Source organism: Desulfovibrio sp. JC010 (assembly GCF_010470675.1).
GTDB lineage: Bacteria > Desulfobacterota > Desulfovibrionia > Desulfovibrionales > Desulfovibrionaceae > Maridesulfovibrio.
On the sequence record NZ_VOIQ01000011.1, the window covers coordinates 41,979 to 64,031 of the forward strand.

Sequence of the window (22,053 nt, forward strand, 5' to 3'; positions counted from 1 at the left end):
AATGCGGTCAGCAAAAATCTACAGGATTAAATCATGAGTGCAAACAATTGCAGGGCTGTTAAAGTCATCAGCAACAAGCCCCTCGGATTATCCTCACCCGGTGAGGAAATTGTCGAACTCAAACTCGAATATCCGGATTGGAAGCCGGGTTGGCGGGCCGGACAGTTCGTTATGATCAGGCCCGTTTCATGGCCTCTGGACCTCATCTGGGGACGTCCTTTCTCCATATGTAACGCAGATGAGACCGGTCTGACTATCCTTTTTCAGGTTGTCGGTCGCGGAACTGCCCGTCTGCTGGAACTTAAAGAGGGCGACGAAGTGAATATCTGGGGACCGCTGGGTAACTTCTTCAGCAAACCGCAGAACCGTCCCGTACTCATGCTCGCCGGAGGGATGGGTTTAGCTCCCTTTTGCGGATATGTCGATACCCATCCGCAGCCTGAAAATCTGAAGCTCTTTTTTGCCCACCGCCCGCCGCTGGAAAATTATCCTTATAAAGGTCTGGCGGGCAAGGTTGATGTGGAAGATATCCGCGAAACCAAGCCTGAAGACATCCCTGCCATCATCGCAAGGGTGGAGGAGCTGGTTAAGGAATATGCGGATAATGACGGTCTTATTGTTGCCTGCGGACCGCATCCGTTCCTGAAAACCATCTGGAATGCGGCCAACAAGTACGGCGCGGATGCGGAGCTTTCCCTTGAAAACCGCATGGCCTGCGGCGTAGGTGCCTGTCTGGGCTGTGTTTGCAAGGACGGTGACGACCATCATACTCAGGTCTGTACCACCGGGCCGATTTTTAAAGCCAATAATCTCAGTCTGGAGGATTAAGACATGGATGTATCAGTAGATTTTGCCGGACTGAAGCTCAAGAACCCCATCCTCACCGCGTCCGGGACTTTCGGTTTCGGCCTTGAATTCAAGCGTTACGGAGATCTTGAATCTCTGGGCGGCATCGTGGTCAAGGGGCTTTCTCTCAAGCCGAGGGAAGGTAACCCCATGCCCAGAATCGCGGAAACTCCCTGCGGTATGCTCAATGCCATCGGCATTCAGAACCCGGGGGTAGAGGAATTCATTAATAAAAAGCTGCCCAAGCTGCCGTGGAAGACCCTGCCTGTGCTGGCAAACCTCTACGCCACCGATGCTGAAGAGTTCGGCGAACTGGCCGGAGTTCTGGCCGGGGAAGAGGGCGTGGCAGCCCTTGAGGTCAATGTTTCCTGCCCCAACGTAAAAGAGGGCGGTATCGCCTTCGGTCAGGACCCGAAGCAGATCACCAAGGTTGCCGAGGCGGTAAAGAAGAATGCCGGAAACAAGCCGGTCATCATCAAGCTTTCCCCCAACGTCACCGATATCACTGTCTGCGCAAAAGCAGCTGAAGACGGCGGGGCGGACGCGCTTTCGCTGATCAACACCCTTTCAGGTATGGCTGTGGATATTGAACGCCGCACCCCGCGCCTTGCCAACGTCATCGGCGGGCTTTCCGGTCCGGCTGTGAAGCCTGTTGCCTTGCGTTGTGTGTATCAGGCCGTGAATGCAGTAAAAATCCCGGTCATGGGACTTGGCGGCATCAGTTCTGCTGAAGATGTTGCGGAGTTCCTGCTGGTAGGTGCTACTGCGGTCCAGATCGGCACTGCAAACTTCATCAGCCCCGACACTGCATTCAAAATTGCTGAAGAGCTGCCCAAGGTTCTGGAGCGGGTAAAGGCTGAATCCATTGATGAATTCATCGGCAGCCTGAAAGTCTAGGAAATTAGTTTTTTAGATTTTATTTAGAATAATCTGGAGAAAGTGCTTGCCAATCAGTTCTGATTTAGCTAGACACTTTCTCACCCAAGCGGAGAGGTGTCCGAGTCCGGCTTAAGGAGCACGCCTGGAAAGCGTGTATAGTTAACGCTATCGGAGGTTCAAATCCTCTCCTCTCCGCCAGCTTGAATTTAGTAAGCCCCTTGCAACGTTGTTGCGAGGGGCTTTTTCGTGGTTGGTTAATTTGTCTGCTTAATGTGTTTTGGTTAGCACTTGCTAGTGCCGTCCCCGTCCTCTACCTCTTCCTTGTCTGCCTCTCTGACTCCAGCCCCGTCCGCTGGATGAGCTGGTTATGCCGGTAATCGGATTGCGGGTCGGGCGGCCCGTTACAACAGTATACAGGTACAGGGCAAAAGTAACAGGCCAGATCAGACCTGAAACAACACTGCCGCCTACAGACATCGAGCGTCTGTGAATTGAATAAATACAGATTCCTATTGCGATAATCAGATAAAGTGCCATCTGATGCTCCTTTGACGAACGTGCGTCATATTCGGACCGTCAGGTACTTCCGCCTGTCTGAACACTACGCTCAAAAGGAATTGTCGGCAATGGGGGAATCTGCTGCATGTCGGTGTAATATCAGTAAGCCCCTTGCAGCTTGCCCCCCATTGGGTGGACAAGCTGCAAGGGGCTTTTTTATTGTCGGTTAATTTCTGATCAGATTAAAGTTAAGCCTTTTTCGGCCCTTGTGGGTATAGCATCCACTTTGAAAGCTCGTGACCACGTTCCCTTTGGTCTTTTTTATAAACCCTTCGGTGCAATAGGTTTTAGAGCCTTTGATTACATATGATGTTTTATTTCCGCTTGATTTTTTGATTTTGTATTTGAATTTATTTTTCCCCATGGTGATTTTACCGCTTTTAGCAGCCTTGGATCCCTGTATATATGTTCCATCGGTGTAGAACTGATATATTCTGTAGTGTTCTTTGCCTCCCCAGTAGTCGGTCAGGTCTGAGACAAAGGTTCCGGCTATTTTGGGTTTTGTGCTGCCGGAATTGATCGCACCGGCTGTGTTTCCGCCTTGGCTGGTGTTGGAAAAATTATCATGAATCTTCTTGAAGTACATTGCCCTTCCGCCGGGGCTGTAGCACCCGCTTTTAAAACGGGTTATCTCATTTGCTTCGGTATCGGTGACATAGCCTTCGGTGCAGGAACCTCCGCTGCTTACTACAAAGAGGTTACCTGATTTTGAAATTCTGAACCTTTTTTTATGCTTGCTCATGGTCACTTTTCCGGTCTTGGCATTTTTGCTGCCGGAGACGTAAGTCCCATCACCATTGAAGTGGTAGATTCTGTAGTGGTATTTGCCATTCCAGTAGTCTTTTATATCAGCCAGAAATGTACCGGATATGGTCGGGAGTGAATTGCCGGAATTAACAGCAGCCTGTTGGTTGCCGTAAGGAGTGTTGCCGTAGGGATCATTACCGGAACTGGGTTGTTGATTGCCATACGGATCATTGCCGGAACTGCCTGCTCCAAGCGGCAGTCCGCCTAGCTGGCTGCCATGGTTCTGTTGACCTGCTCCGGGATAATACCATGTGTTCATGGAGTGGCGGAGCTGGTGCCATGACTGACTGCGTCCTTTGAGGGCAAAACCTTGAAAGACGTAGTTCACGCCGTTGTATCTGGATGCGACAAGATGTGAGTCGAATTGGTTTCCATCGCGGGTATGACCGGAATATGTTCGGGTAACAGCAGGGTAACCTGACACCTGACCGGGTACTTGGGACACTTTGTTTTGAAAGGGCAACCCTTCCTTGGTCATTTCCTGCGCCCACATATCAAGCAGTGCATCAAGCGGCACCTCTTGCCCAGGTGCTGCGTAAAGTTCAATGGCAGCATCTTGCGCCGGAGAAGTACATTGTTTAATCAGATCATTACCTCGTGCAGCCCTATTGTCATTCCATCCCGGCGGACATTGCAGTCCCTGAGACATGTCAGTCGCCAATGAGAGTGATGTGAAACTGAAAAAGGAAAGCAAAATCAGCAATAAAATCATACAGGTGCGGTTCATTGTGCAGCTCCTTAAGGTTTGTATGGATTGTAGCGTATTTTAAAGGATATTTCTAGTAGTTATGTTTTTGCTCTCTTACGAAGTTAAGATGGCTTGTGAATATATTTCAAAATAATTGAAAAAATGCTTGCCAAGCGTGGCTGATTTAGCTAGATACATTTCTCCCAAGCGGAGAGGTGTCCGAGTCCGGCTTAAGGAGCACGCCTGGAAAGCGTGTATAGTTAACGCTATCGGAGGTTCAAATCCTCTCCTCTCCGCCAGCTTGAATTTAGTAAGCCCCTTGCAACGATGTTGTGAGGGGCTTTTTCGTGTCGGTTTGATTTCTTTTCAGCTGGAATGCAATTTATCCTTGCATTTGCCTGTGTTCTGATTACTCATTTTCCTTATGCAAACAGAATTAAAGATTCCCATTCTTCCCCGCAGGATTGTCTCACAGCAGTTCAGTGAAGCTGATATTGAACGTCTTGCCCAAGGGCTGGCTGATCCTGAAAATCGTATGACTGAGATCATTGGTGCCTTGATCAACGTGCACAAGAATGATGTCTGCGATACCCGCGAAATACGCGTAAAATTTAAAGATATGCAGATTGAGGTGGACCGGGTGAACGGCCATGTCAATTTGATGTGTACCCGTGTGCCGAGGGATTGCCTCTACGATGGCCGAAATGTTATCTGGCAGTCTGTGGAGCACATTTCTGCGGTGATCCGTGATATTATTTTTGCCCCAAAATTTGATTGCGGCACTGACTGCTGCCGTTCAACCAATATCAGGAAATTTGTTGAACATTCCGGGCTGATGTACCGGGGTGAGCGCGGGCTGGTCATGTTCACCTGGGGCGGGCATCAGGTTCCCATGGATGAATACAATTTTGCCAAGGAACTCGGTTATTGGACCGCGCTTTTCATGCCCGACATGGAGAACATCACCGGGTGCGGTGTCGGGGTTATGAAGGCCCCGTTCAAAGGCGCGCAGGTGGCTTACGGTAAGCAGAACACCTTTGAGCGTTTCGGACACCGTGATTTTATCGGTTTTTCCGAGAAGAAGATTCTGGCTGCGGAAGCACCCAACGAGCTTGTCACCCAACTGCTCACTTTTCCGACCATTGAAGAGCGTATGGAAGCATTTATCCGTGCTTCCCACCGCGGCAAGGTTCATCCCGGCGGTGCCGGTACAGTTGAGGAAATCCTGACCATGCTGGCTCTGCTTTCCATGCCGGAGAATAAGGAGATTCCTTATGAGTTCGACCTCGTGGAAAAGGGCGGCGGTGTTTATTTCAAAGAATTGGTGGAGTATCTGAACATCTGCTTTGATGATGCTCTGGACGGTCTGTACAATGTGCATGTGGGTACTGCCCGGTCTTATGCCAACTATGTGGCCTATCAGTCGCAGCATTTGAATACCCGCTATTTGTGGAATGATGATCTGGTTTTCGAGCCCCGAATTCAGGAGCCTTTCGAGGTGACCTTTGAATCTATGGAAGGACTCGATCTTTCCCGTGATCAGGAACCGTTTTCCTTGCTTATCAACCTGCGCCGGTTCTTTTCCGCTGTTGTTCATCTGACAGTAAAAGACCCGGATATGCTGGATTCATGGGGCGATGACAGGCCGCTTATCAAGGGCGATAGAAAGATTCTGGATGCCACAGACGAGCTGGTCCGCAAGCTGGCTAAGCAGGGCAGGATTCATCCCAGCAAGAATAATTCGTCTGCATACCGTATAGCGTAGTCTGGTTTTAATTGGAAAAAGTAAAGCCGACCTGTTGATTTCAGGTCGGCTTTTTTAATGGATAAATTCGTTAACTATGGCATCTATCTCCCCGTTTTTTTGCATTTCAAGAATTTTGTCGTTGAATTGCCGTATGAAATCCTGTTTATACGGAGGGTTGTTATTTCCTGAAAATCCAAGATAACCGTGTTCTGTGCTGATTTGTATGCTTTTTTTAAGCTTTGATAAATCTGCACCCACTTTATTTAACATGTAGAGGGATGAGATGTTGTTGCTGGCGTAACAATCAATTCTTCCCTGCATTAATTTTTTGGCATTTTGTATTGTGCTGGCTGCTTTCTGAAACTTAATTTTATCAATTCCGGGTACGGCAAAACCGAGATTGGTGCCGATCTGGAGATCTTTATAGTCTTCCGGCCAATTTTGACGCGGTTTGGTTAGAACTTCTTTCCGGCAAAACAGCCCGTAGCCTTCTTCAAGGATAGGCACAGAATAAGTATCTATCCACGGGCGCAGTTTGGGGCGGTAATAGGGGGGGAAGAATGCAAAATAATGTCCCTTTTCAATTCCGAGAAGGACTCTTTTCCATGGCAACGGCTTGATTTGAACATCGTATCCATCCATGCGGGCGAATGCTTTTTGCAGAATTTGTACGTAAATTCCGTTATAGGTCCCGTTTTGTACATAGCTGTACGGCGGATATGTCTTGTCGCCATAGACAGTAATTTTTTCTGCGGCGTGTCCGCTGTTTGGGAAGATGTTCATTCCCGCGCAGATCATGAAAATGAGTAGATATTTATGCAACAAGATTTGTACCTGAGTGTTTAAGGACAACAGATGGTATTGCCATCTTATTCAAAGTTTTCGATTCAGGTCAAATGTATAGTAGGAAAGCGGTAATGTTTTTTACATGGCGGCCCGGATCATGCGCAGCTGTTCGTAGGAGTAATTTCCGCAGAGCCCATTAAAAACCGGACTGAGCTGCATGAGACCTTCCTCTTTGTAGAAAGCGAGGGTGTCTTTTAAGCATTCCAGCTCCGTATCTTTAAAATCAAGTATATCGGTCACGTTTACTTTTCCGGCCCCGATGCATGAAGTCAGGTGGGCATAAATCGTTGCAGGCTTGATACCGCGTGATTCAGCCACTTTTTCTACGTCCATCAGTTCTTCGAAGAGCTCAAGGGTTTCCAGTGCGGATGCTGATACAGTGGGACCTTCTTTTTTGGGCTTTGAAGCGGGGACTTCCTTGATTTTGTCTTCCGGGATGGGAAAAAGGTCGTCCGGTCTGCCGTGTTGTTCCTGATGATTCAGCAGAACTTCAACTATTGCGGCTCCGTAGCGGAAGATTTTCTGGTCGCCTAGACCGCTGATGGCGTACAGTTCCCCGGTGGTCTGCGGGCGATAGCAGCCCAGCTCCAGCAGGGTTTTGTCTGCGAAGATGGCATAGGCCGGGACATGCTGCTCCTGCGCGAGGGTGTTGCGTAGGCTGCGTAAAGATTCCAGCAGTTCCTGAGCTTCGGGAGTGGTGAGGGACGGGCTGTTCGCATCGCCGATGACCAGCTTCTTGCGGGACTTGCGGGTTTTGGTCTTGGCCAGTACCGGGTCCTTGCGCAAGGCTACAGTGCGTTCCTTACGCAGAACCTCCCAGCTTTTACCGTTCAGTTTCAACGATCCGTAACCTTCCATATCCACATCAACCAACCCTTGGGAAACCAGCTGGCGGTGGATGGAGAGCCATTCGTCGGAATTAAATTCCTTACCGATGCCGTAGGTGCTCAGGCTTGCATGTCCCTGTGTTGAAATTCGTTTACTTTCCTTGCCCAGCAGGATGTCGATCAGGTAGTTGGCCCCGAAAAGCTGTTCGGTGCGGTAAATATTGGAAAGGGCTTTCTGGGCCGGAATGGTTCCGTCAAAGGTGGATGGCGGGTTAATGCAGGTGAAGCAGTTTCCGCAGGTTTTTTCAAGTTCTTCCCCGAAATAGGCAAGCAGTGACTGACGCAGACAGCCCGGAGATTCGCAATAAGCGAGCAGGGCGTTCAGTTTGCGCAGCTCAAGGGCCTTGCGGTCATCGGGAGCATTGCCGGACATGATCATCCGTTTCAGGAAGCCGATATCCTGAATACCCACGGACATCCATGCTTCGGCGGGCAGTCCGTCACGTCCGGCACGACCTGTTTCCTGATAGTAGGCCTCGATGGTCTTGGGCAGATCGAGATGGGCCACGTAGCGCACGTCCGGTTTGTCGATGCCCATACCGAAGGCGATGGTCGCCACCATGACGATACCGTCTTCAGACATGAACCGGGCCTGATTGGCTTCGCGGGTCTGCGCGTCCAGTCCGGCATGGTAAGGCAGGGCGTTGATACCTTGTTTGCAGAGCCATGCTGCGGTGGATTCCACTTTCTTGCGGCTCATGCGGTAGACGATGCCGCATTCCGCGAAATGGTCGTTCTTGATGAAATTCAAGAGCTGCCGTTTTTCCTGATCCTTGGGAACCACTGTGTAGCGGATGTTCGGGCGGTCAAACCCGGTGGCGAAAATGTCGTCTTCCGTAAAAGAAAGTCGATGCAGTATTTCTTTGCGCGTGGGCCCGTCGGCAGTGGCGGTCAGGGCCATGCGCGGGACATTGGGGAACATTTCCGCAAACACGCCAAGACGCAGGTAGTCGGGTCGGAAATCATGTCCCCACTGGGCAACGCAATGAGCTTCGTCAATGGCGATGAGGCTGATCTTAATGCCGGAAAGCATGTCCATGAATCCGGGCTGGGCCAACCGTTCCGGGGCCACGTAAAGCAGGTCCATGTTTCCGCTGTGCAGTTCATGGATGATGTGGTTGGCCTCGGAAGGCTGCACCGAAGAATTCAAACAGGCCGCACGTACTCCCATCTGCTGCAGGGCCGCCACCTGATCGCGCATCAGGGCGATGAGCGGGGAAATGATAATGCCCACCCCCGGACGCAGGATGGCCGGGATCTGGTAGCAGGCGGATTTACCGCCACCGGTGGGCATGAAAACAACGGCATTTCCGCCGCCCATGATGCGGTCGATGATGTTTTCCTGCGGGCCGCGGAATGATTCATAACCGTAGGTCTGGCGCAGGACATCTAAAGGAGTACGGTTGGGAGTATTTTGATCCATTGTGTTAAATATGAAGAAAGCTCCCGATGGAGAATCCAAAGGGAGCTTGGTGTTTAGAGTGTGCTCGCATTAGAGTAGTTTCACTAGGGCAGCTATTGATCCTCCTTGAACAATAAGAAGGCCAGCCATCCATTTAATAATTTCTGATTTGGCATCTCTGACTTCAGCTTTCAGTTCTCCACGAACTGTGGCGATTTCTACCTGTAGTTCCGCTTTCATGGCCATCAGGTCTGCTCTTGTAGCAAGTTCTTGCTTGTATTGTTCGTCCTGCCTTTCCAGAACATGAGCAATAACTTCGGCAGCCTCTTTGCCTACAGCTTCTTTTAGCTTTTCTGAGTCATCAAAAAGTAATGCCATTTCAAGTACCTCTGTCTATATAAATAGGCATAAAGTTATATTACGTCAAGAATCGTAAGTAAATAAATCCTACATCGCCCAGCCTTCGCCGTTCTCCCCGCAGGTAAGCACCTGTGATCCGGTGGAGGTAACAGCGATGGTGTGCTCGAAGTGGGCGGAAGGCTTGCCGTCCTTAGTGACGATGGTCCAGTGGTCTTTGAGGGTTTCGGTGGTCTTTACACCAGCGTTGATCATGGGTTCCACGGCAATGACCAGACCCTGTTTGAGCTTGAAATCCTTGACCAGCCTGCTGTGGTAGTTGGGGACCTGCGGGGATTCCCAGAGTCCTTCACCGATACCGTGGCCCACCAGCGATTCAACAACGGAAAAGCCTTCGTTGCGGGCGTATTTGGACATTTCCTTGGCGATCTTGCTCCATTTTACGCCGGGCTTGATGCGTTTAATGGCAATACGCAGGCATTCCTCGGTCACGTCCATGAGTTTTCTTTTCTCATCATCAATTTCACCGATGGCATGGGTTACGGCGCAGTCTGAGCACCAGCCGTTCAAGCGCACACCGATATCGATGGACAGGATATCTCCATTCTCCAGTTTACGGGCGGAGGGGATGCCGTGAACGATAGCTTCGTTGATGGACATGCAGCAGCCGGCAGGAAAAGGAACCTTGCCCGGAACACCTTTGAAAAGCGGAGTGGCTCCGTTGGAGGTGATATATTTCTCCACTTCGGCATTGATTGCTTCGGTGGTTACACCTGCTTCGCACATTTCTTTAGCCACCATGTGGGCTTTGTGGAGCAGAATACCTGCTTCGCGCATGAGGTCGATTTGTTTTTTATTCTTTATAATCATTGGGATGACTCCAGAAAATGTTTTCGTGACCGGGACAGGCTACTCTTAAATATATGGAAGTCAACAGGAGAAGAGCACGTTCTTCGGGTGGAGCACTTACTTCGGTGAAAAAACAAACTTAATTCAAAAACTCTTTACTAAACTTCCCGTTTCCGTATTCTATAAACAGAATAGGATTTTTTTGCTTTGCAGAGTATGACTCCAGTTGCGGTGGTGACGGTATGGAACACAAATATACAGGCGAAGTAATATCTGTACGGGGATCTGTTGTGGATGTGCGTTTTCCTGAAGATATTCCCCCCTTGCTTTCTGTTATGTATTCCGGTGGCGAGAAAGCGGTTTCCCTTGAGGTTGCCGACCATCTGGATATGAATTCCGTGCGCGCTATTGCCATGACTCCCACCGGAGGACTGGCCCGTGGTGATGCGGTTTACAGCAGCGGCGAAACTTTGAGCACTCCTGTGGGCGAAGAACTGCTGGGCCGGGTGCTCAATGTCTTCGGTGATCCGGTGGACGGCAAAGACCTGCCCGCAGATATAGAACTGCGCTCCATCCACAATCAGCCCATCGAATTATCCAGGCGTGTTGTGTCCGAGGAAATTTTTACTACCGGAATCAAGGTTGTCGATCTGCTTATGCCGCTTGAGAAAGGTGGCAAGGCCGGGCTTTTCGGCGGTGCGGGGGTGGGCAAGACCGTGCTCATTACCGAGTTGATCAACAACATGGTCGGTGCACATAGCGGGATCAGTATCTTTTGCGGAATCGGGGAACGTTGCCGCGAAGGTGAAGAGCTTTACCGCGAAATGGGTGATGCAGGGGTGCTTGATAATACGGTCATGGTTTTCGGGCAGATGAACGAACCTCCGGGGGCGCGTTTCCGTACCGGGCATACCGCCTTGACCATTGCCGAGCATTTCCGGGATGAACAGGGCAAGGATGTACTTCTGCTCATCGATAACATCTTCCGTTTTATTCAGGCCGGGATGGAGCTCTCCGGGCTGCTGGGGCGTCTGCCTTCACGCATGGGCTATCAGCCTACGCTTGGTTCCGATCTGGCGGAACTTCAGGAACGTATTTCATCCAGCCGTTCCGGGGCCATTACATCTATTCAGGCCGTATACGTACCCGCCGATGATCTGACCGACCCGGCGGCGACGCATACATTTTCCCATCTTTCATCTTCCATCGTACTTTCCCGCAAGCGTGCGGGAGAAGGTTTTTACCCTGCGGTCGATCCGCTGGAATCCCGTTCCATGATGCTTTCTCCGGCAATTGTAGGGCAGCGTCATTATGACGTAGCCCGTGAGGTGCGCCGCACACTGGCCCAATATGAGGACCTTAAAGATATCATCGCCATGCTCGGCCTTGAGGAGCTTTCCCGCGAGGACCGCAAGATTGTTTCCCGCGCACGCAGACTGGAAAGGTTCATGACCCAGCCATTCAACACCACCAAGCATTTTACGGGCATGGACGGGCGTATTGTCTCCCTTGAAGATACGGTCCTCGGCTGTGAGCGGATTCTGAATGACGAATTTCCCGATGCATCTGAGCGTGATTTCTACATGATCGGTTCAATTGAGGAGGTCGGCAGATGAGACTGAAGATTCTGGTCCCCGCAGGTCTCTTTTTGGACCGTCCGGTGGATAAGGTTCTGGCTGAATCCACCAGGGGCGGCTTTTGCCTGTTGCCCAACCATATTGACACTGCATCTGCTCTTGCGCCGGGAATTCTTACTTACGAAGTTGAAGGTGAGTCGCATCATCTGGCGGTGAATGGCGGGGTGCTGGTCAAAAAGGGCGATGCTGTACGTGTTTCATCCCGTGCGGCTGTAGCGGGCGAATTGGGTGAGCTTGAAGCAGAAGTTATGCGTATGCAGGATGAGGCCGCAGAGGCTGAGAAGTCCGCACGCAGTGCTGTCGCTAAGCTTGAGGCCGGATTCGTGCGAACTCTCATTGAGGTGGAGACTACATGATGAGTGAGCACAGGGCCGATGAACATAAGTCCGATGATTTCGGTCAGACCGTAGGCTCCAAAGAGCAGCGCAAAATTCGTGCGGAGCAGAAAGGGACCGTGGGCGCGTGGTCGGCTTTCGGGGCCATGGGGGCCGTTGGTTGGCTGGTGGCAGTGCCGATAGTGCTGGGCAGTCTGCTGGGAGTCTGGATGGACCATAATTGGCCTGCGAAAATCAACTGGACCATGACCATGCTCGGAGCCGGGCTGGCTGTAGGCTGTCTCTTCGCCGGAATATGGATGAACCGCGAGAAGAACAAGATCATCAGGGAACGAGAGGAATGGGAGCAGCAGGATTTGAAATCTAAGGACTTAGAAACGAAGGAACCAGAGTTGAAGGATAAAAACGATGATCATCAGTAATTATATAATAACCATTGCCGCTTTCGGTATCGGCCTGCTGCTCTCGGCAGTACATTTCGGCGGGCTGTGGCTGACAGTGCGTATTCTGCCCCGTTGCGAAAGGCCGAGGCTCTTTTTCTGGTCCAGTTATCTGGGACGTTACGGGATCACTCTATGGGGGTTCGCACAGGTTATGAGCTACGGTCCGTTACCGTTTGTGTCGGCGTTTCTCGGCTTTTATTTGCTCAGGACTTACGCATTGGCAAACCATTGCGGCATGGGCGTGCTGGAATTTGTGAAGGTAAAGAGGTCTGAATGGAAATAAGCCCGGACCATATCGTTTATTTCAGCTTCGGTTTTTTCAAGCTGAATGCCACCATTGTTTACACATGGCTGGTTATGGTTCTGCTTGCGGGATTTTCCTGGCTGGTGACCCGCCGGGTTACATCGTCCGCGCAAATTTCAGATCAGCAGAATTTGCTGGAAGTACTGGTGGGCGGGCTGCTTGTTCAGATCAAAGACGCTACCAATCAGCAGCCTGAAAAGTTCCTGCCGCTGCTCGGAAGTCTGTTCATTTTCATTTTAGTTTCCAATCTGCTTTCCGTAGTGCCGGGATTCAAGCCGCCCACGGGATCGCTTTCCACCACCACAGCCTTCAGTCTGATCGTATTTTTCGCGGTTCCTTATTACGGCATCAAGCAGAACGGTCTGCTCAATTATCTCAAAAGTTACGTGCAGCCTTCGCCGTTTATGCTGCCGTTTAATATAATCGGTGAGGTCAGCCGTACTTTTGCGCTGGCAGTGCGTTTGTTCGGAAATATTCTCAGCGGAACCATGATGGGGGCGATATTACTGGTGATCATGCCGCTCTTCGTTCCCGTAATCATGCAGATGCTGGGGCTGCTTATCGGAGTTGTGCAGGCTTATATTTTTACCGTGCTCGCGGCGGTATTTATTGCTGCGGGTCTGGAAGTGCATGGGTAAGCCTCCGGCGGCCCTGCCGGGGGCCTTAAACCCTTTTTATTGCGCCCCTTCCTGGGGCTTACCCCTTCGGGGCGGTGCCTTTCTGGCACCGGGCAAATCCGCTTTCCTGCGGATTTGTGTCAAAAGGGTTTAAGAATCCCAAAACCTTTTATTAAGGCTTCGCCTAATTGAATTAAATAAAGGGGGTTCTCAATGGAAACTCTTGGTTGGATTGCATTCGGGTCGATAATTGCGGCCGGTCTTTGCATGGGTATCGGAGCCATTGGTCCGGCGATTGGTGAAGGGATGGCTCTTTCGCGGGCACTCAGTTCCATTGCCCAGCAGCCGGATGAGACCAATACTATTGTGAAATTCCTGTTTGTGGGTATGGCTATGGTCGAATCCACGGCTATTTATTGCTTTGTGTTGGCCATGATTCTGCTTTTTGCCAATCCGTTCTGGTCCTATTTTATTGAAAAGGCCGGAGGCTGATAATGCTGCTGGACTGGTTCACGATCATTGCTCAGATCGTGAATTTCTTCGTGCTTATCGCGCTGCTCAGGATGTTTCTGTACAGGCCCATTGTTACGGCTATGCAGGAACGCAAGGAGCGTGTTGCGCAGGAAACGCGGGCATTGCGTGAGGCGCGAGATAAAGCGGAAATTATTAATGTCGAGCTTCGCCGTAAGCGCGAGGAGCTTGAGAACCGCGAATCTGAAGTCATGGCCGAAATTCATGCCGAGGCCGAACGATGGCGCAATCAGGCTATGGAATCCGCTCGTGGTGAGATAGAAACCATGCGCAGGGAATGGCTGGCCGCGCTGGAGCGGGAAAAGGAAAGCGTTGCACTTAACCTGCGCAAAAAGCTTACCCACGAAGTTTCCGCCACAGCCGCACGCATTGTGCAGGACCTTTCCGGCAGTGATCTGGAGCAGCTGATTCTGAGCGGATTCATGCAGCGGATAGATGCAGAGGCACGGGATGTTGATTGCGGTAATTCTGAAATTCTGATCCGTACAGGGTTTGAACATACTGATTTACAAGAACAAAAACTTAAACAATTACTTGAGGAATTGTTCCCGGTTCAAAATGAACGGATATTTTCAAACGATCCAAGATTGGGCCTCGGTATTGAGCTAATTGCCGGAGATCGCAAGTGGGAATGGAATTTAAGTTCATATGTAACAGAGCTTGAGAGTAAAATTTTAACAGAAATAAATAGCTAAATTTGCCGCACACTCTTTCAGACGAAGCGGCGAAGCCTTAATAAAAAGTTTTGGGATTCTTAAACCCTTTTTCAAAAGGGTTTAAGCCCTCGGAGAGCCGCCGGAGGCAAAATGTCTTTTCTTGAAAAGAACATAAATCAGGCCTTGAATGCTCATGAGAAGGGCCGTGAGAACATGGATTATTCTCCTGATTCACGTGAAGTAGGTCGGGTGATTTCCGTGGCCCGCGGTGTTGCGCAGGTGCAGGGTCTTGGTTCAGTGCGTTCGGAAGAGTTGATTACGCTTGGCAACGATGTTCCGGGCATGGCTCTGGATTTGCTGCCGGATTCCATCGGCGTGGCCCTGCTGGGCGCGAACACGGGCCTTAAAGCCGGGGATGAAGCTGTTCCTTCCGGCACGGTGCTGAGCGTCCCGGTGGGGGATTCCTTGATCGGGCGTGTTGTAGATCCGCTGGGCAATCCGCTGGACGGCGGTCCGCAACCGGAAACACTCGAGACCCGTGCGGTAGAATCAGAAGCCCCGCCAATCCTGATGCGTGCCCCGGTTGATACGCCCATGGCCAGCGGCATCAAGGTGATTGATACGTTGATTCCCATCGGGCGCGGCCAGCGGGAACTTATACTTGGCGACCGCCAGACCGGGAAAACCGCCGTGGCTCTTGATATTATCCTGAATCAGAAAAAGGGTGACGTGGTCTGCGTGTATTGCGCCATCGGGCAGCGCAGTACTTCGGTGGCACGGGTGATTGATACCCTGCGCAACCACGGGGCCATGGATTACAGTTTCGTTGTGGTTGTTGAGGGCGATGCTCCTTCGGGCATGCAGTATATTGCCCCTTATGCGGCAACGAGCATGGCTGAATATTTCATGGAGCAGGGTAAGGATGTGCTTATCGTGTATGACGACTTGACCCGCCACGCACAAGCATATCGCCAGCTCAGTCTGCTAATGCGCCGTCCTCCGGGGCGTGAGGCTTTTCCGGGGGATATTTTCTATATCCATTCAAGGCTGCTGGAGCGTTCCACAAGGCTTAAGCCGGAACACGGAGGCGGTACGCTTACCGCGCTGCCCATCGTGGAAACCGAGGCCCAGAATATCTCGGCCTATATTCCTACGAACCTTATTTCCATCACCGACGGGCAGATTTATCTTTCCCCGGTGCTTTTCCAGAAAGGCATGCTCCCGGCAATCGATGTGGGCAAGTCGGTTTCACGAGTAGGCGGACGGGCCCAGCCCAAGGCCTACCGTAAGGTTTCCGGTGACCTGCGCCTGACCTATTCCCAGTTTCAGGAGCTGGAAGCATTCGCAAGGTTCGGCACAAGGCTTGATCAGGATACCAGAAATCGTATTGAACACGGGATGCGGGTGCGAGAACTGCTCAAGCAGGACCGCTTCTCGCCGCTCAGTGCTGCAGAGCAGGTGGTCATTCTTTGGACCGTATCGCTTGGGTTGTTGGATGATGTCCCGCTGGAGAGTATCGGAGAAGTTCAGCAGTATTTGCTGGCCCGAATGCAGGAGAGTTTTGAAGCAATGGATCGTCTGGCGCAGGCCGAACCCAAGGATGAAATCTGGGCCGAGCTTGAAAAAGCGGTCACCCAGCATATGCAGAAGTGGAGGGAGGCCAATGCAGCAGCTTGAAACGGTCCGCAAAAAGATCGCAACCTCGGGCGATCTGCTTTCGGTGGTCAAGACCATGAAGGCCCTTGCTGCGGTCAACATCCGCCATTTTGAGAATGCCGCCAAGGGAGTGGGCGAGTACGGAGAGGTCATCGAACAGGGCTGGACTGTGTTTTTCCGCAATGCCGGAATTCTCCCCCATGGCCCGAGAGATGGAATTGCTGTGGTGCTGGCAATCGGTTCCGATCAGGGCATGTGCGGGCAGTTTAATGAGCTGGCACGGGCGCAGACTGTTGCGGTGGTGGAAGAACTTCGTGAGGAAGGGCAGAACGTGATCTGCTGGACCTGCGGAGAGCGGGTGCGTGGTGCTCTTGAGGATTCGGGAATCGAGGTGGATTTGAATTTTCGGGTTCCGGGCAGCCTGCGCGGAGTGGACAGCATTGTAGATGATATTGAGCAGCACCTTGAAGAGTGGCGTAACAAGCGCGGGATGAATCATTTCAGCATAGTGAATAACCTGCACGTCAGCGATGGCGACAAAGTCGCTGCCCGTCATATTTTACCGCTCCATAAGCGTAGCGGAAGCACGAAATGGAATGGGAAATCCCTGCCCATGACCAACGTTCCGGTTCAAGATTTATTCTCAAGTTTATTCAGGGAATATCTATACATCTCCGTATACGGCGGAATTGTTCAATCTTTAGCCGCCGAGAACAGTTCCCGCCTCGCCGCCATGCAGGTTGCCGAGAAAAACATCATCGAGCATGTCGAGGTCCTTGAATCAGAATATCGTACCACCCGGCAGGGATCGATTACCGGTGAGTTGCTGGATATTGTTGSGGGGGTGGAGGCTGTTGCGGGGGTGGAGGCTGTTGTTGGGGGGGAGTGATGGTTGTAATCGTTATGTATTCATTGTAGATAAGTTCTAGTTAAGTCCTAAAGAATAATTCATACCTTCGACCAAAGTCACTCAGGTTTAAAAAATGATAACGAAGATTCAGCTCATTAATTGGAAGAGTTTTGCTGATGCGACTCTTTACATTGATCCACTCACAGTCTTGATTGGTGCCAATTCAAGCGGCAAGTCTAATGTTTTGGATGCGCTTGAGTTTATTCGGCGTATTGCTTCGGGGGTTGGGGTTGATGCTGCTTTGGCTGGAGTACGGGGGCTTCCTCCCATTAGAGGAGGAAGGACGCGTGCAGCGTTTTTTGGGAAAATGCAATTTACTATTCGGGTTAGTTTTTTAATTGATGATTCTGATTATGAATATTCTGTGTCAGTTGACATAGAGAGCGGATCTAGAATTATTTCTGAATATCTTGTTTGTAAGACTGATAACGTAAATATTTTTAATCTTGCTTCAAATGATGATTTTGGTCGTACATACGATACTTACGGTGTTGAAGGGATTATTGGTGGACATGTTCTTCCTGCAATATATGCATTAGCCCCAATTGATAATACTTTTGGTAAATATTTGGACCATGTTAAGGTAATTAAGAAAGAATTGGTGGAGTTGTTTCCTTTTAAGCCAGTTCCAGAGGTTATGCGGGAAGCGACAGAGCTTTCAGAGTATTTGTCTTATAATGGGTTTAATGTTGCTGGATTTTTAGCCAATCGTGCAGATAAGACAGAAGTTGAAAAAAATATTTTACGTTTTTTAACGGAACTTCCAGAAGGAGAAATAAGAAGAGTTTGGGCGCAGACTGTAGGTTTAACCAAAAGTAAAGCTGATTTGTACTGTACTGAGTTATGGGGAAAGAATGATTCTGAAACTCTTGTTGATGCTAACAGCATGTCTGACGGAACCCTGCGTTTCATCGCAATTCTGGTTGCGGTCCTGACAATGGAACCGGGAAGTCTGATTGCAATTGAAGAATTAGATAACGGTCTACATCCATCCCGTGCAGAACTTCTTCTCAGGGGCTTAAAAGAACTTGGTGCAGAGCGCGGTGTAGATGTTCTCGCGGTGACCCATAACCCTGCTTTGCTTAATGCTCTCGGCCCTGAAGGGATTCCTTTTGTTTCCGTCGTGCATAGGGATGCAAGCGGGAACAGTCAGATAACTTTGCTGGAAGATATTGAGAAGCTTCCTAAATTGATGGCGAGCGGGCCGCTTGGGGATCTGGTTACGCAGGGTAGGATTCAAAAAGCACTGCATGATGGGGAAGATTAGAATGCCCCAGAAAGTTCTTATTGTTGATACTTCGATTTTGTGCGTCTATTTGCAGGTTCCCGGTAAAACAACATGTGGCCCCAAAGATGACAATTGGGATTACAGACGTGTTGATCAGAAATTTTTAGATGAAGAGAAAGCGGGAACGCTATTTGTCCTTCCCATGGCTACTTTGATTGAATGTGGGAACCATGTTGCTCAGGTTAAGACCGGAAATTGCTATGATTTTGCTATGGCTCTTTCGACAGTGATTGAGAAAGCTGCAAATGAGAAGTCTCCTTGGGCAGCGTTTACAGATCAGAGTTCATTGTGGAGTAGCGAACAGCTTTTAAAGCTTGTGAAGGATTGGCCTGAGCATTGTTCTTCTTTAAGTATTGGCGATTTTACGATTAAAGATGTTGCCGATTATTATGCAAAGATGGGTAGTTCTGTTGAGTTGCTGACAGGTGATCAAGGACTTAAAGCATATGAACCAGCCAAGCCTGTTTTAAAGCCCCGTAGACGAAAATAAATTTTCATTATTCATTTTCAATTCCAAAACACCCAAACCCCTCCCCCGCCTGCATCGCAAGCGGGGGAGGGGTTTGGGTGGGACATATTATTTACATACTTGACCAAGTGCAATAGTTGCACTATCTTTAAGTCAGGAGAGAATGAATGAGTCCAACCATCCATAGAATTAACAAGATCAAAATCAGCTTAAACGAAAACGACCATAATCCTCCTCATGTTCATGTTGTCTCTCCTGATTTTATCGTTTTGATAAACATTCGAACTTGTGAAGTTTTTAAGGGGCAGGCGCGGCCTGCTCAGATTAATGAAGCTCTTACTTGGGTTAAAGAAAATCAGGAATGGCTTCTTCAGGAATGGGAGAAAAGGGGGAAATAATTATGCCTGATAGAATTTTTAGAGTTATCGCAATTGAAAAGGGCGAAGTTCCTTATACCTTGTTTGTCACTTGGGAAGACAATGTGCAGGCATTGGTTGATGTTCACGAATATATAGACCGCTATCAGACCTATGCGTGTTTGCGTGATAGTGGTTGGAATGAATATGATCCGCAGGTTGGTGAATACGGCGGAACTGTTGATTGGATTGCTGATGAAGTTGATATGACCTCAGACACTTTGCGGATGCTCTGGATGTTTCAGACTGAGCAGGCAATGCATCCCAAAGATTTTGCTGCATGGATGGAAGGTCATGGTTTCTCACTTGATTCGGCTGCCAAGGCTTTAGGGATCAGCAGGCGTATGGTTGCCTACTATAAGAGTGGGGAGCGTACTATTCCACGGTATATCCTTTTGGCTTGTCGGGGGTATGATGTCCGGCCTGTCGCAGCTTAGAATTTAAAGATTATAACAAAAGCAAAACCTCCCCCGCCTGCATCGCAAGCGGGGGAGGTTCTATTTAGGAAGGTGGCTGTGTTGTCTGTAGGAAGATGGGTTAGTTAGTCTGGGTCGCTGCGTTGGGGCGAACATACTTCACGAAGAAGGCACCGAACGCTGCGATTGCTGCTGCGGCACCGATCATGATGGAGATGTTCATGTCTAGTCCGAAACCGATCTTGGCCTGGCAGATGAATGTGGCGACAACTGCGGTCATGAAGGTTGCGGGGATGGATGCGATCCAGTGCAGTTTTGCGCGCTGGGCGAGGAATACTGCGGAGGTCCAGAGAACCAGCATGGACAGGCACTGGTTGGAGAATCCGAAGTATCTCCAGATTGCGGAGAAGTTCTGGGTGGAGATTACGTAACCCAGTGCGAACAGGGGTACTGCGATGAGCAGACGCTTGAGTGCGGGGCCCTGATCCATTTTGAAGGTTTCCGCTACTATGAGGCGGGTAGAGCGGAAAGCGGTATCGCCACTGGTGATGGGCAGAATTACTACCGCGATGATGGCGAAGATGCCGCCTACGGGGCCGAGCAGGGAGTTTGCAACTTCAGATACTACTGCGGAAGGGGAACCGGCAGCGATAACTGCGTTCAGTGCTTCGGGAGACTCGTAGAAGGAGAGGCCCAGTGCACACCAGATCAGGCCGATGATACCTTCGATGATCATTGCGCCGTAGAATACGGGGCGGCCTTCGGTTTCATTCTTTACACAGCGGGCCATGAGCGGAGACTGGGTAGCGTGGAAGCCGCTGATTGCGCCGCAGGACAGGGTGATGAAGAGCAGGGGCCAGATGGGTTTATCACCGGGATGGGTGTTAACTGCGAAATCAAGGTTGGGCAGCATGGTATGGCCGCTGAACATGAGTGCGATGGCGAGGGCTACGGTCATAACCAGCAGCAGTGCGCCGAATACGGGGTAGAGTCTGCCGATGAGTTTATCGATGGGCAGGATGGTAGCGAGGAAGTAGTAACCGAAGATGCAGGCTACGAGGATTCCGGTCTCTACTCCGGTCAGTCCGGTGAGCAGCTTTGCGGGGGCGAGTACAAATACAACACCGACCAGCATGAGCAGTACGAAAGCGAAGACACGCATTACCTGACGTGCGGTCATGCCGAGGTATTCACCGACCAGCTCGGGAACGGATGCGCCGTTGTTGCGGATGGAAAGCATGCCGCTGAAATAGTCATGAACTGCGCCGCCGAAGATGCAGCCGATAACGATCCAGATAAGTGCAACGGGACCGTACAGAGCACCGAGGATGGGTCCGAAGATGGGTCCGATACCGGCGATATCCAGAACCTGAATGAACATGAGCTTCCACATGGGCATGGGCATGTAGTCCACATCATCACGCATGGCGTATGCGGGAGTGGTGCGGTTCGGATCCGGGGTGAACACGTTGTCCACAAATTTACCGTAAATAAGATAGCCGACAATCAGGGATGCCACACAGGCAAAGAAAAATAGCATAAAAAGTTCCTCCGTCCTTTTTGCGAATAAAAATGGTGAGCTTCTTCTGCATGAAGGAGTCGGATAATTCTATGCTTTGTGTTTGAAATGCCGTTTTCGGTGTTTGAAATGACTTATGAGGGAGAATATGGGGTTGTTGTAATCTGCGTAGTGCCGCGGCTGCATGTGGATATTTTCTTGAAAATTGACAGTTCAAGTAAATGAAAATAGTCTTTTATGAAATTCTTAAGTGCTGCGTTCAGGACGCAGTTCCCTATTCAATGTTGAGGTAGTTCATGCGCCCTGATAAGAAAAAAGCCCTATTCGTTGCCCGCAAGATTTTTACAGAACTGGTTTTTGATACCCAGAAACTGGAAGGGATGCCTTTTACCTTTCCGGAGGTTCAGACCTTTATTCAGGGAATTACTGTGGGCGGCCATAAAATTTCAGATGCTGAAAAGCTTAGGCAGCAGGTACTTGGCTGGGAAGCATTGCTCGGTCTGGCTGAATCGGGCAAGTTTGAGTTGAGTAAAAATATCGCGTGTGAACTTCAAGCCGTGATTGCAAAAGATGAAGCCTTGGAAATCGGACGATTCAGGTCCGGGAAGGTGGGGATTGCCGGAACTGATTATTGTCCACCCAAGCCGGAAGAACTAGACGGTGTATTTCAAAAGGTGATGGAAACCGTAGCGGCTGAAGAATCAATTCCGGTTCAGGGATATCTTTTGCATTTGCTTTTTGCCCGCAGCCAGTTTTTTTATGATGGTAATAAGCGTACGGGCCTGCTGATGATGAACGGGCATCTTTTATCGAACGGTTATCCTCCCATGTCCATACCTGCTAAGTTTCTGGCAGAGTACAACACTGGAATGATAGAGTTTTATGAAAGCGGTGATCCCGCAGATATGCTTGTTTTTATTAAAAGGTGTCATGAAAAGCTGGCAGCGAAATTTGAATTTTAGGTTTGTAAATAATATCCAGCATTAATAA

Annotated in this window: 24 protein-coding genes and 2 tRNA genes; 19 read left to right on the plus strand and 7 right to left on the minus strand. The window is 50.0% G+C overall.

Features of this window, described 5'->3' with window-relative positions; translation table 11 throughout:
• The first annotated feature begins 33 nt into the window (after nucleotides 1-33).
• The 3 genes from FMR86_RS13265 to FMR86_RS13275 all read left to right on the plus strand — a co-directional run bounded on the left by FMR86_RS13265 (nucleotide 34) and on the right by FMR86_RS13275 (nucleotide 1,923).
• Nucleotides 34-828 (plus strand): dihydroorotate dehydrogenase electron transfer subunit, encoded by a 795-nt coding sequence (locus FMR86_RS13265; RefSeq protein WP_163351888.1) that lies wholly within the window; start codon nucleotides 34-36, stop codon nucleotides 826-828.
• A gap of 3 nt (nucleotides 829-831) precedes the next feature.
• Nucleotides 832-1,743: a dihydroorotate dehydrogenase gene (locus FMR86_RS13270; RefSeq protein ID WP_163351889.1), complete on the plus strand. Its 912-nt coding sequence runs from the start codon at nucleotides 832-834 to the stop codon at nucleotides 1,741-1,743.
• Between the two features lie 90 nt (nucleotides 1,744-1,833).
• Nucleotides 1,834-1,923: transfer RNA gene (locus tag FMR86_RS13275), tRNA-Ser, on the plus strand.
• Nucleotides 1,924-2,016: 93 nt separating this feature from the next.
• Here FMR86_RS13275 and FMR86_RS13280 read toward each other — a convergent pair.
• Both FMR86_RS13280 and FMR86_RS13285 read right to left on the minus strand, forming a co-directional pair.
• Nucleotides 2,017-2,262: a hypothetical protein gene (locus FMR86_RS13280; protein ID WP_163351890.1), complete on the minus strand. Its 246-nt coding sequence runs from the start codon at nucleotides 2,260-2,262 to the stop codon at nucleotides 2,017-2,019.
• 187 nt (nucleotides 2,263-2,449) lie between these two features.
• Nucleotides 2,450-3,817, minus strand: a complete 1,368-nt coding sequence (locus tag FMR86_RS13285) for a hypothetical protein (protein ID WP_163351891.1) — start codon at nucleotides 3,815-3,817, stop codon at nucleotides 2,450-2,452.
• Between the two features lie 170 nt (nucleotides 3,818-3,987).
• Here FMR86_RS13285 and FMR86_RS13290 point away from each other — a divergent pair.
• Nucleotides 3,988-4,077: transfer RNA gene (locus FMR86_RS13290), tRNA-Ser, on the plus strand.
• 125 nt (nucleotides 4,078-4,202) lie between these two features.
• Nucleotides 4,203-5,543: a PpnN family nucleotide 5'-monophosphate nucleosidase gene (locus FMR86_RS13295; protein ID WP_163351892.1), complete on the plus strand. Its 1,341-nt coding sequence runs from the start codon at nucleotides 4,203-4,205 to the stop codon at nucleotides 5,541-5,543.
• Nucleotides 5,544-5,597: 54 nt separating this feature from the next.
• Here FMR86_RS13295 and FMR86_RS13300 read toward each other — a convergent pair whose 3' ends face one another.
• The 4 genes from FMR86_RS13300 to map all read right to left on the minus strand — a co-directional run bounded on the left by FMR86_RS13300 (nucleotide 5,598) and on the right by map (nucleotide 9,887).
• Nucleotides 5,598-6,308, minus strand: a complete 711-nt coding sequence (locus FMR86_RS13300; RefSeq protein ID WP_163351893.1) for an ABC transporter substrate-binding protein — start codon at nucleotides 6,306-6,308, stop codon at nucleotides 5,598-5,600.
• 141 nt (nucleotides 6,309-6,449) lie between these two features.
• The gene (gene recQ / locus FMR86_RS13305; protein ID WP_163351894.1) at nucleotides 6,450-8,681 is read right to left on the minus strand and encodes a DNA helicase RecQ; all 2,232 of its coding nucleotides are present in this window, start codon (nucleotides 8,679-8,681) and stop codon (nucleotides 6,450-6,452) included.
• A gap of 69 nt (nucleotides 8,682-8,750) precedes the next feature.
• Complete coding sequence (locus tag FMR86_RS13310; RefSeq protein WP_163351895.1) at nucleotides 8,751-9,038, minus strand: hypothetical protein; 288 nt, start codon at nucleotides 9,036-9,038, stop codon at nucleotides 8,751-8,753.
• Between the two features lie 69 nt (nucleotides 9,039-9,107).
• On the minus strand, nucleotides 9,108-9,887 hold the full coding sequence (gene map / locus FMR86_RS13315) for a type I methionyl aminopeptidase (protein ID WP_163351896.1): 780 nt from the start codon (nucleotides 9,885-9,887) through the stop codon (nucleotides 9,108-9,110).
• Between the two features lie 221 nt (nucleotides 9,888-10,108).
• Between map and atpD the strand changes: the two genes are divergently transcribed.
• The 13 genes from atpD to FMR86_RS13380 all read left to right on the plus strand — a co-directional run bounded on the left by atpD (nucleotide 10,109) and on the right by FMR86_RS13380 (nucleotide 19,565).
• On the plus strand, nucleotides 10,109-11,482 hold the full coding sequence (gene atpD, locus FMR86_RS13320) for a F0F1 ATP synthase subunit beta (protein WP_163351897.1): 1,374 nt from the start codon (nucleotides 10,109-10,111) through the stop codon (nucleotides 11,480-11,482).
• Nucleotides 11,479-11,859 (plus strand): F0F1 ATP synthase subunit epsilon, encoded by a 381-nt coding sequence (locus FMR86_RS13325; RefSeq protein WP_163351898.1) that lies wholly within the window; start codon nucleotides 11,479-11,481, stop codon nucleotides 11,857-11,859. Before atpD ends, FMR86_RS13325 begins: the two co-directional genes overlap by 4 nt.
• Entirely contained in the window at nucleotides 11,859-12,260 is a 402-nt protein-coding gene (locus tag FMR86_RS13330; protein ID WP_239057241.1) for an AtpZ/AtpI family protein, read from the plus strand. Before FMR86_RS13325 ends, FMR86_RS13330 begins: the two co-directional genes overlap by 1 nt.
• Nucleotides 12,247-12,564, plus strand: a complete 318-nt coding sequence (locus tag FMR86_RS13335; RefSeq protein ID WP_163351900.1) for an ATP synthase subunit I — start codon at nucleotides 12,247-12,249, stop codon at nucleotides 12,562-12,564. Before FMR86_RS13330 ends, FMR86_RS13335 begins: the two co-directional genes overlap by 14 nt.
• A complete protein-coding gene (locus FMR86_RS13340) occupies nucleotides 12,555-13,223 on the plus strand; it encodes a F0F1 ATP synthase subunit A (protein ID WP_163351901.1) in 669 nt (222 codons plus the stop codon). Before FMR86_RS13335 ends, FMR86_RS13340 begins: the two co-directional genes overlap by 10 nt.
• Before the next feature lie 192 nt (nucleotides 13,224-13,415).
• Nucleotides 13,416-13,694, plus strand: coding sequence for a F0F1 ATP synthase subunit C (locus tag FMR86_RS13345; RefSeq protein ID WP_136675197.1), 279 nt, complete (start codon nucleotides 13,416-13,418; stop codon nucleotides 13,692-13,694).
• 2 nt (nucleotides 13,695-13,696) lie between these two features.
• A complete protein-coding gene (locus FMR86_RS13350; RefSeq protein WP_163351902.1) occupies nucleotides 13,697-14,428 on the plus strand; it encodes an ATPase in 732 nt (243 codons plus the stop codon).
• Nucleotides 14,429-14,539: 111 nt separating this feature from the next.
• Nucleotides 14,540-16,066: a F0F1 ATP synthase subunit alpha gene (locus FMR86_RS13355; RefSeq protein WP_163351903.1), complete on the plus strand. Its 1,527-nt coding sequence runs from the start codon at nucleotides 14,540-14,542 to the stop codon at nucleotides 16,064-16,066.
• The gene (locus FMR86_RS13360; RefSeq protein ID WP_163351904.1) at nucleotides 16,053-16,934 is read left to right on the plus strand and encodes a F0F1 ATP synthase subunit gamma; all 882 of its coding nucleotides are present in this window, start codon (nucleotides 16,053-16,055) and stop codon (nucleotides 16,932-16,934) included. The genes FMR86_RS13355 and FMR86_RS13360 overlap by 14 nt, the downstream gene beginning before the upstream one ends.
• Nucleotides 16,935-17,028: 94 nt before the next feature.
• Nucleotides 17,029-18,222 carry an AAA family ATPase gene (locus tag FMR86_RS13365; RefSeq protein WP_163351905.1) on the plus strand — a complete coding sequence of 398 codons (1,194 nt, stop codon included), beginning with the start codon at nucleotides 17,029-17,031 and terminating at the stop codon, nucleotides 18,220-18,222.
• Between the two features lies 1 nt (nucleotide 18,223).
• Nucleotides 18,224-18,733 carry a hypothetical protein gene (locus tag FMR86_RS13370; protein ID WP_163351906.1) on the plus strand — a complete coding sequence of 170 codons (510 nt, stop codon included), beginning with the start codon at nucleotides 18,224-18,226 and terminating at the stop codon, nucleotides 18,731-18,733.
• Nucleotides 18,734-18,879: 146 nt separating this feature from the next.
• Nucleotides 18,880-19,110 carry a DUF4160 domain-containing protein gene (locus tag FMR86_RS13375; RefSeq protein ID WP_163351907.1) on the plus strand — a complete coding sequence of 77 codons (231 nt, stop codon included), beginning with the start codon at nucleotides 18,880-18,882 and terminating at the stop codon, nucleotides 19,108-19,110.
• A gap of 2 nt (nucleotides 19,111-19,112) precedes the next feature.
• Complete coding sequence (locus FMR86_RS13380) at nucleotides 19,113-19,565, plus strand: helix-turn-helix transcriptional regulator (protein WP_163351908.1); 453 nt, start codon at nucleotides 19,113-19,115, stop codon at nucleotides 19,563-19,565.
• 100 nt (nucleotides 19,566-19,665) lie between these two features.
• Here the strand turns inward: FMR86_RS13380 and FMR86_RS13385 are convergent, their stop codons facing one another.
• Nucleotides 19,666-21,084: a carbon starvation protein A gene (locus FMR86_RS13385; protein ID WP_163351909.1), complete on the minus strand. Its 1,419-nt coding sequence runs from the start codon at nucleotides 21,082-21,084 to the stop codon at nucleotides 19,666-19,668.
• A 275-nt stretch (nucleotides 21,085-21,359) separates the two neighbouring features.
• On the opposite strand from FMR86_RS13385, the gene FMR86_RS13390 reads away from it, so the two are divergent.
• Nucleotides 21,360-22,025 (plus strand): Fic family protein, encoded by a 666-nt coding sequence (locus tag FMR86_RS13390; RefSeq protein ID WP_163351910.1) that lies wholly within the window; start codon nucleotides 21,360-21,362, stop codon nucleotides 22,023-22,025.
• Nucleotides 22,026-22,053: the final 28 nt, after the last annotated feature.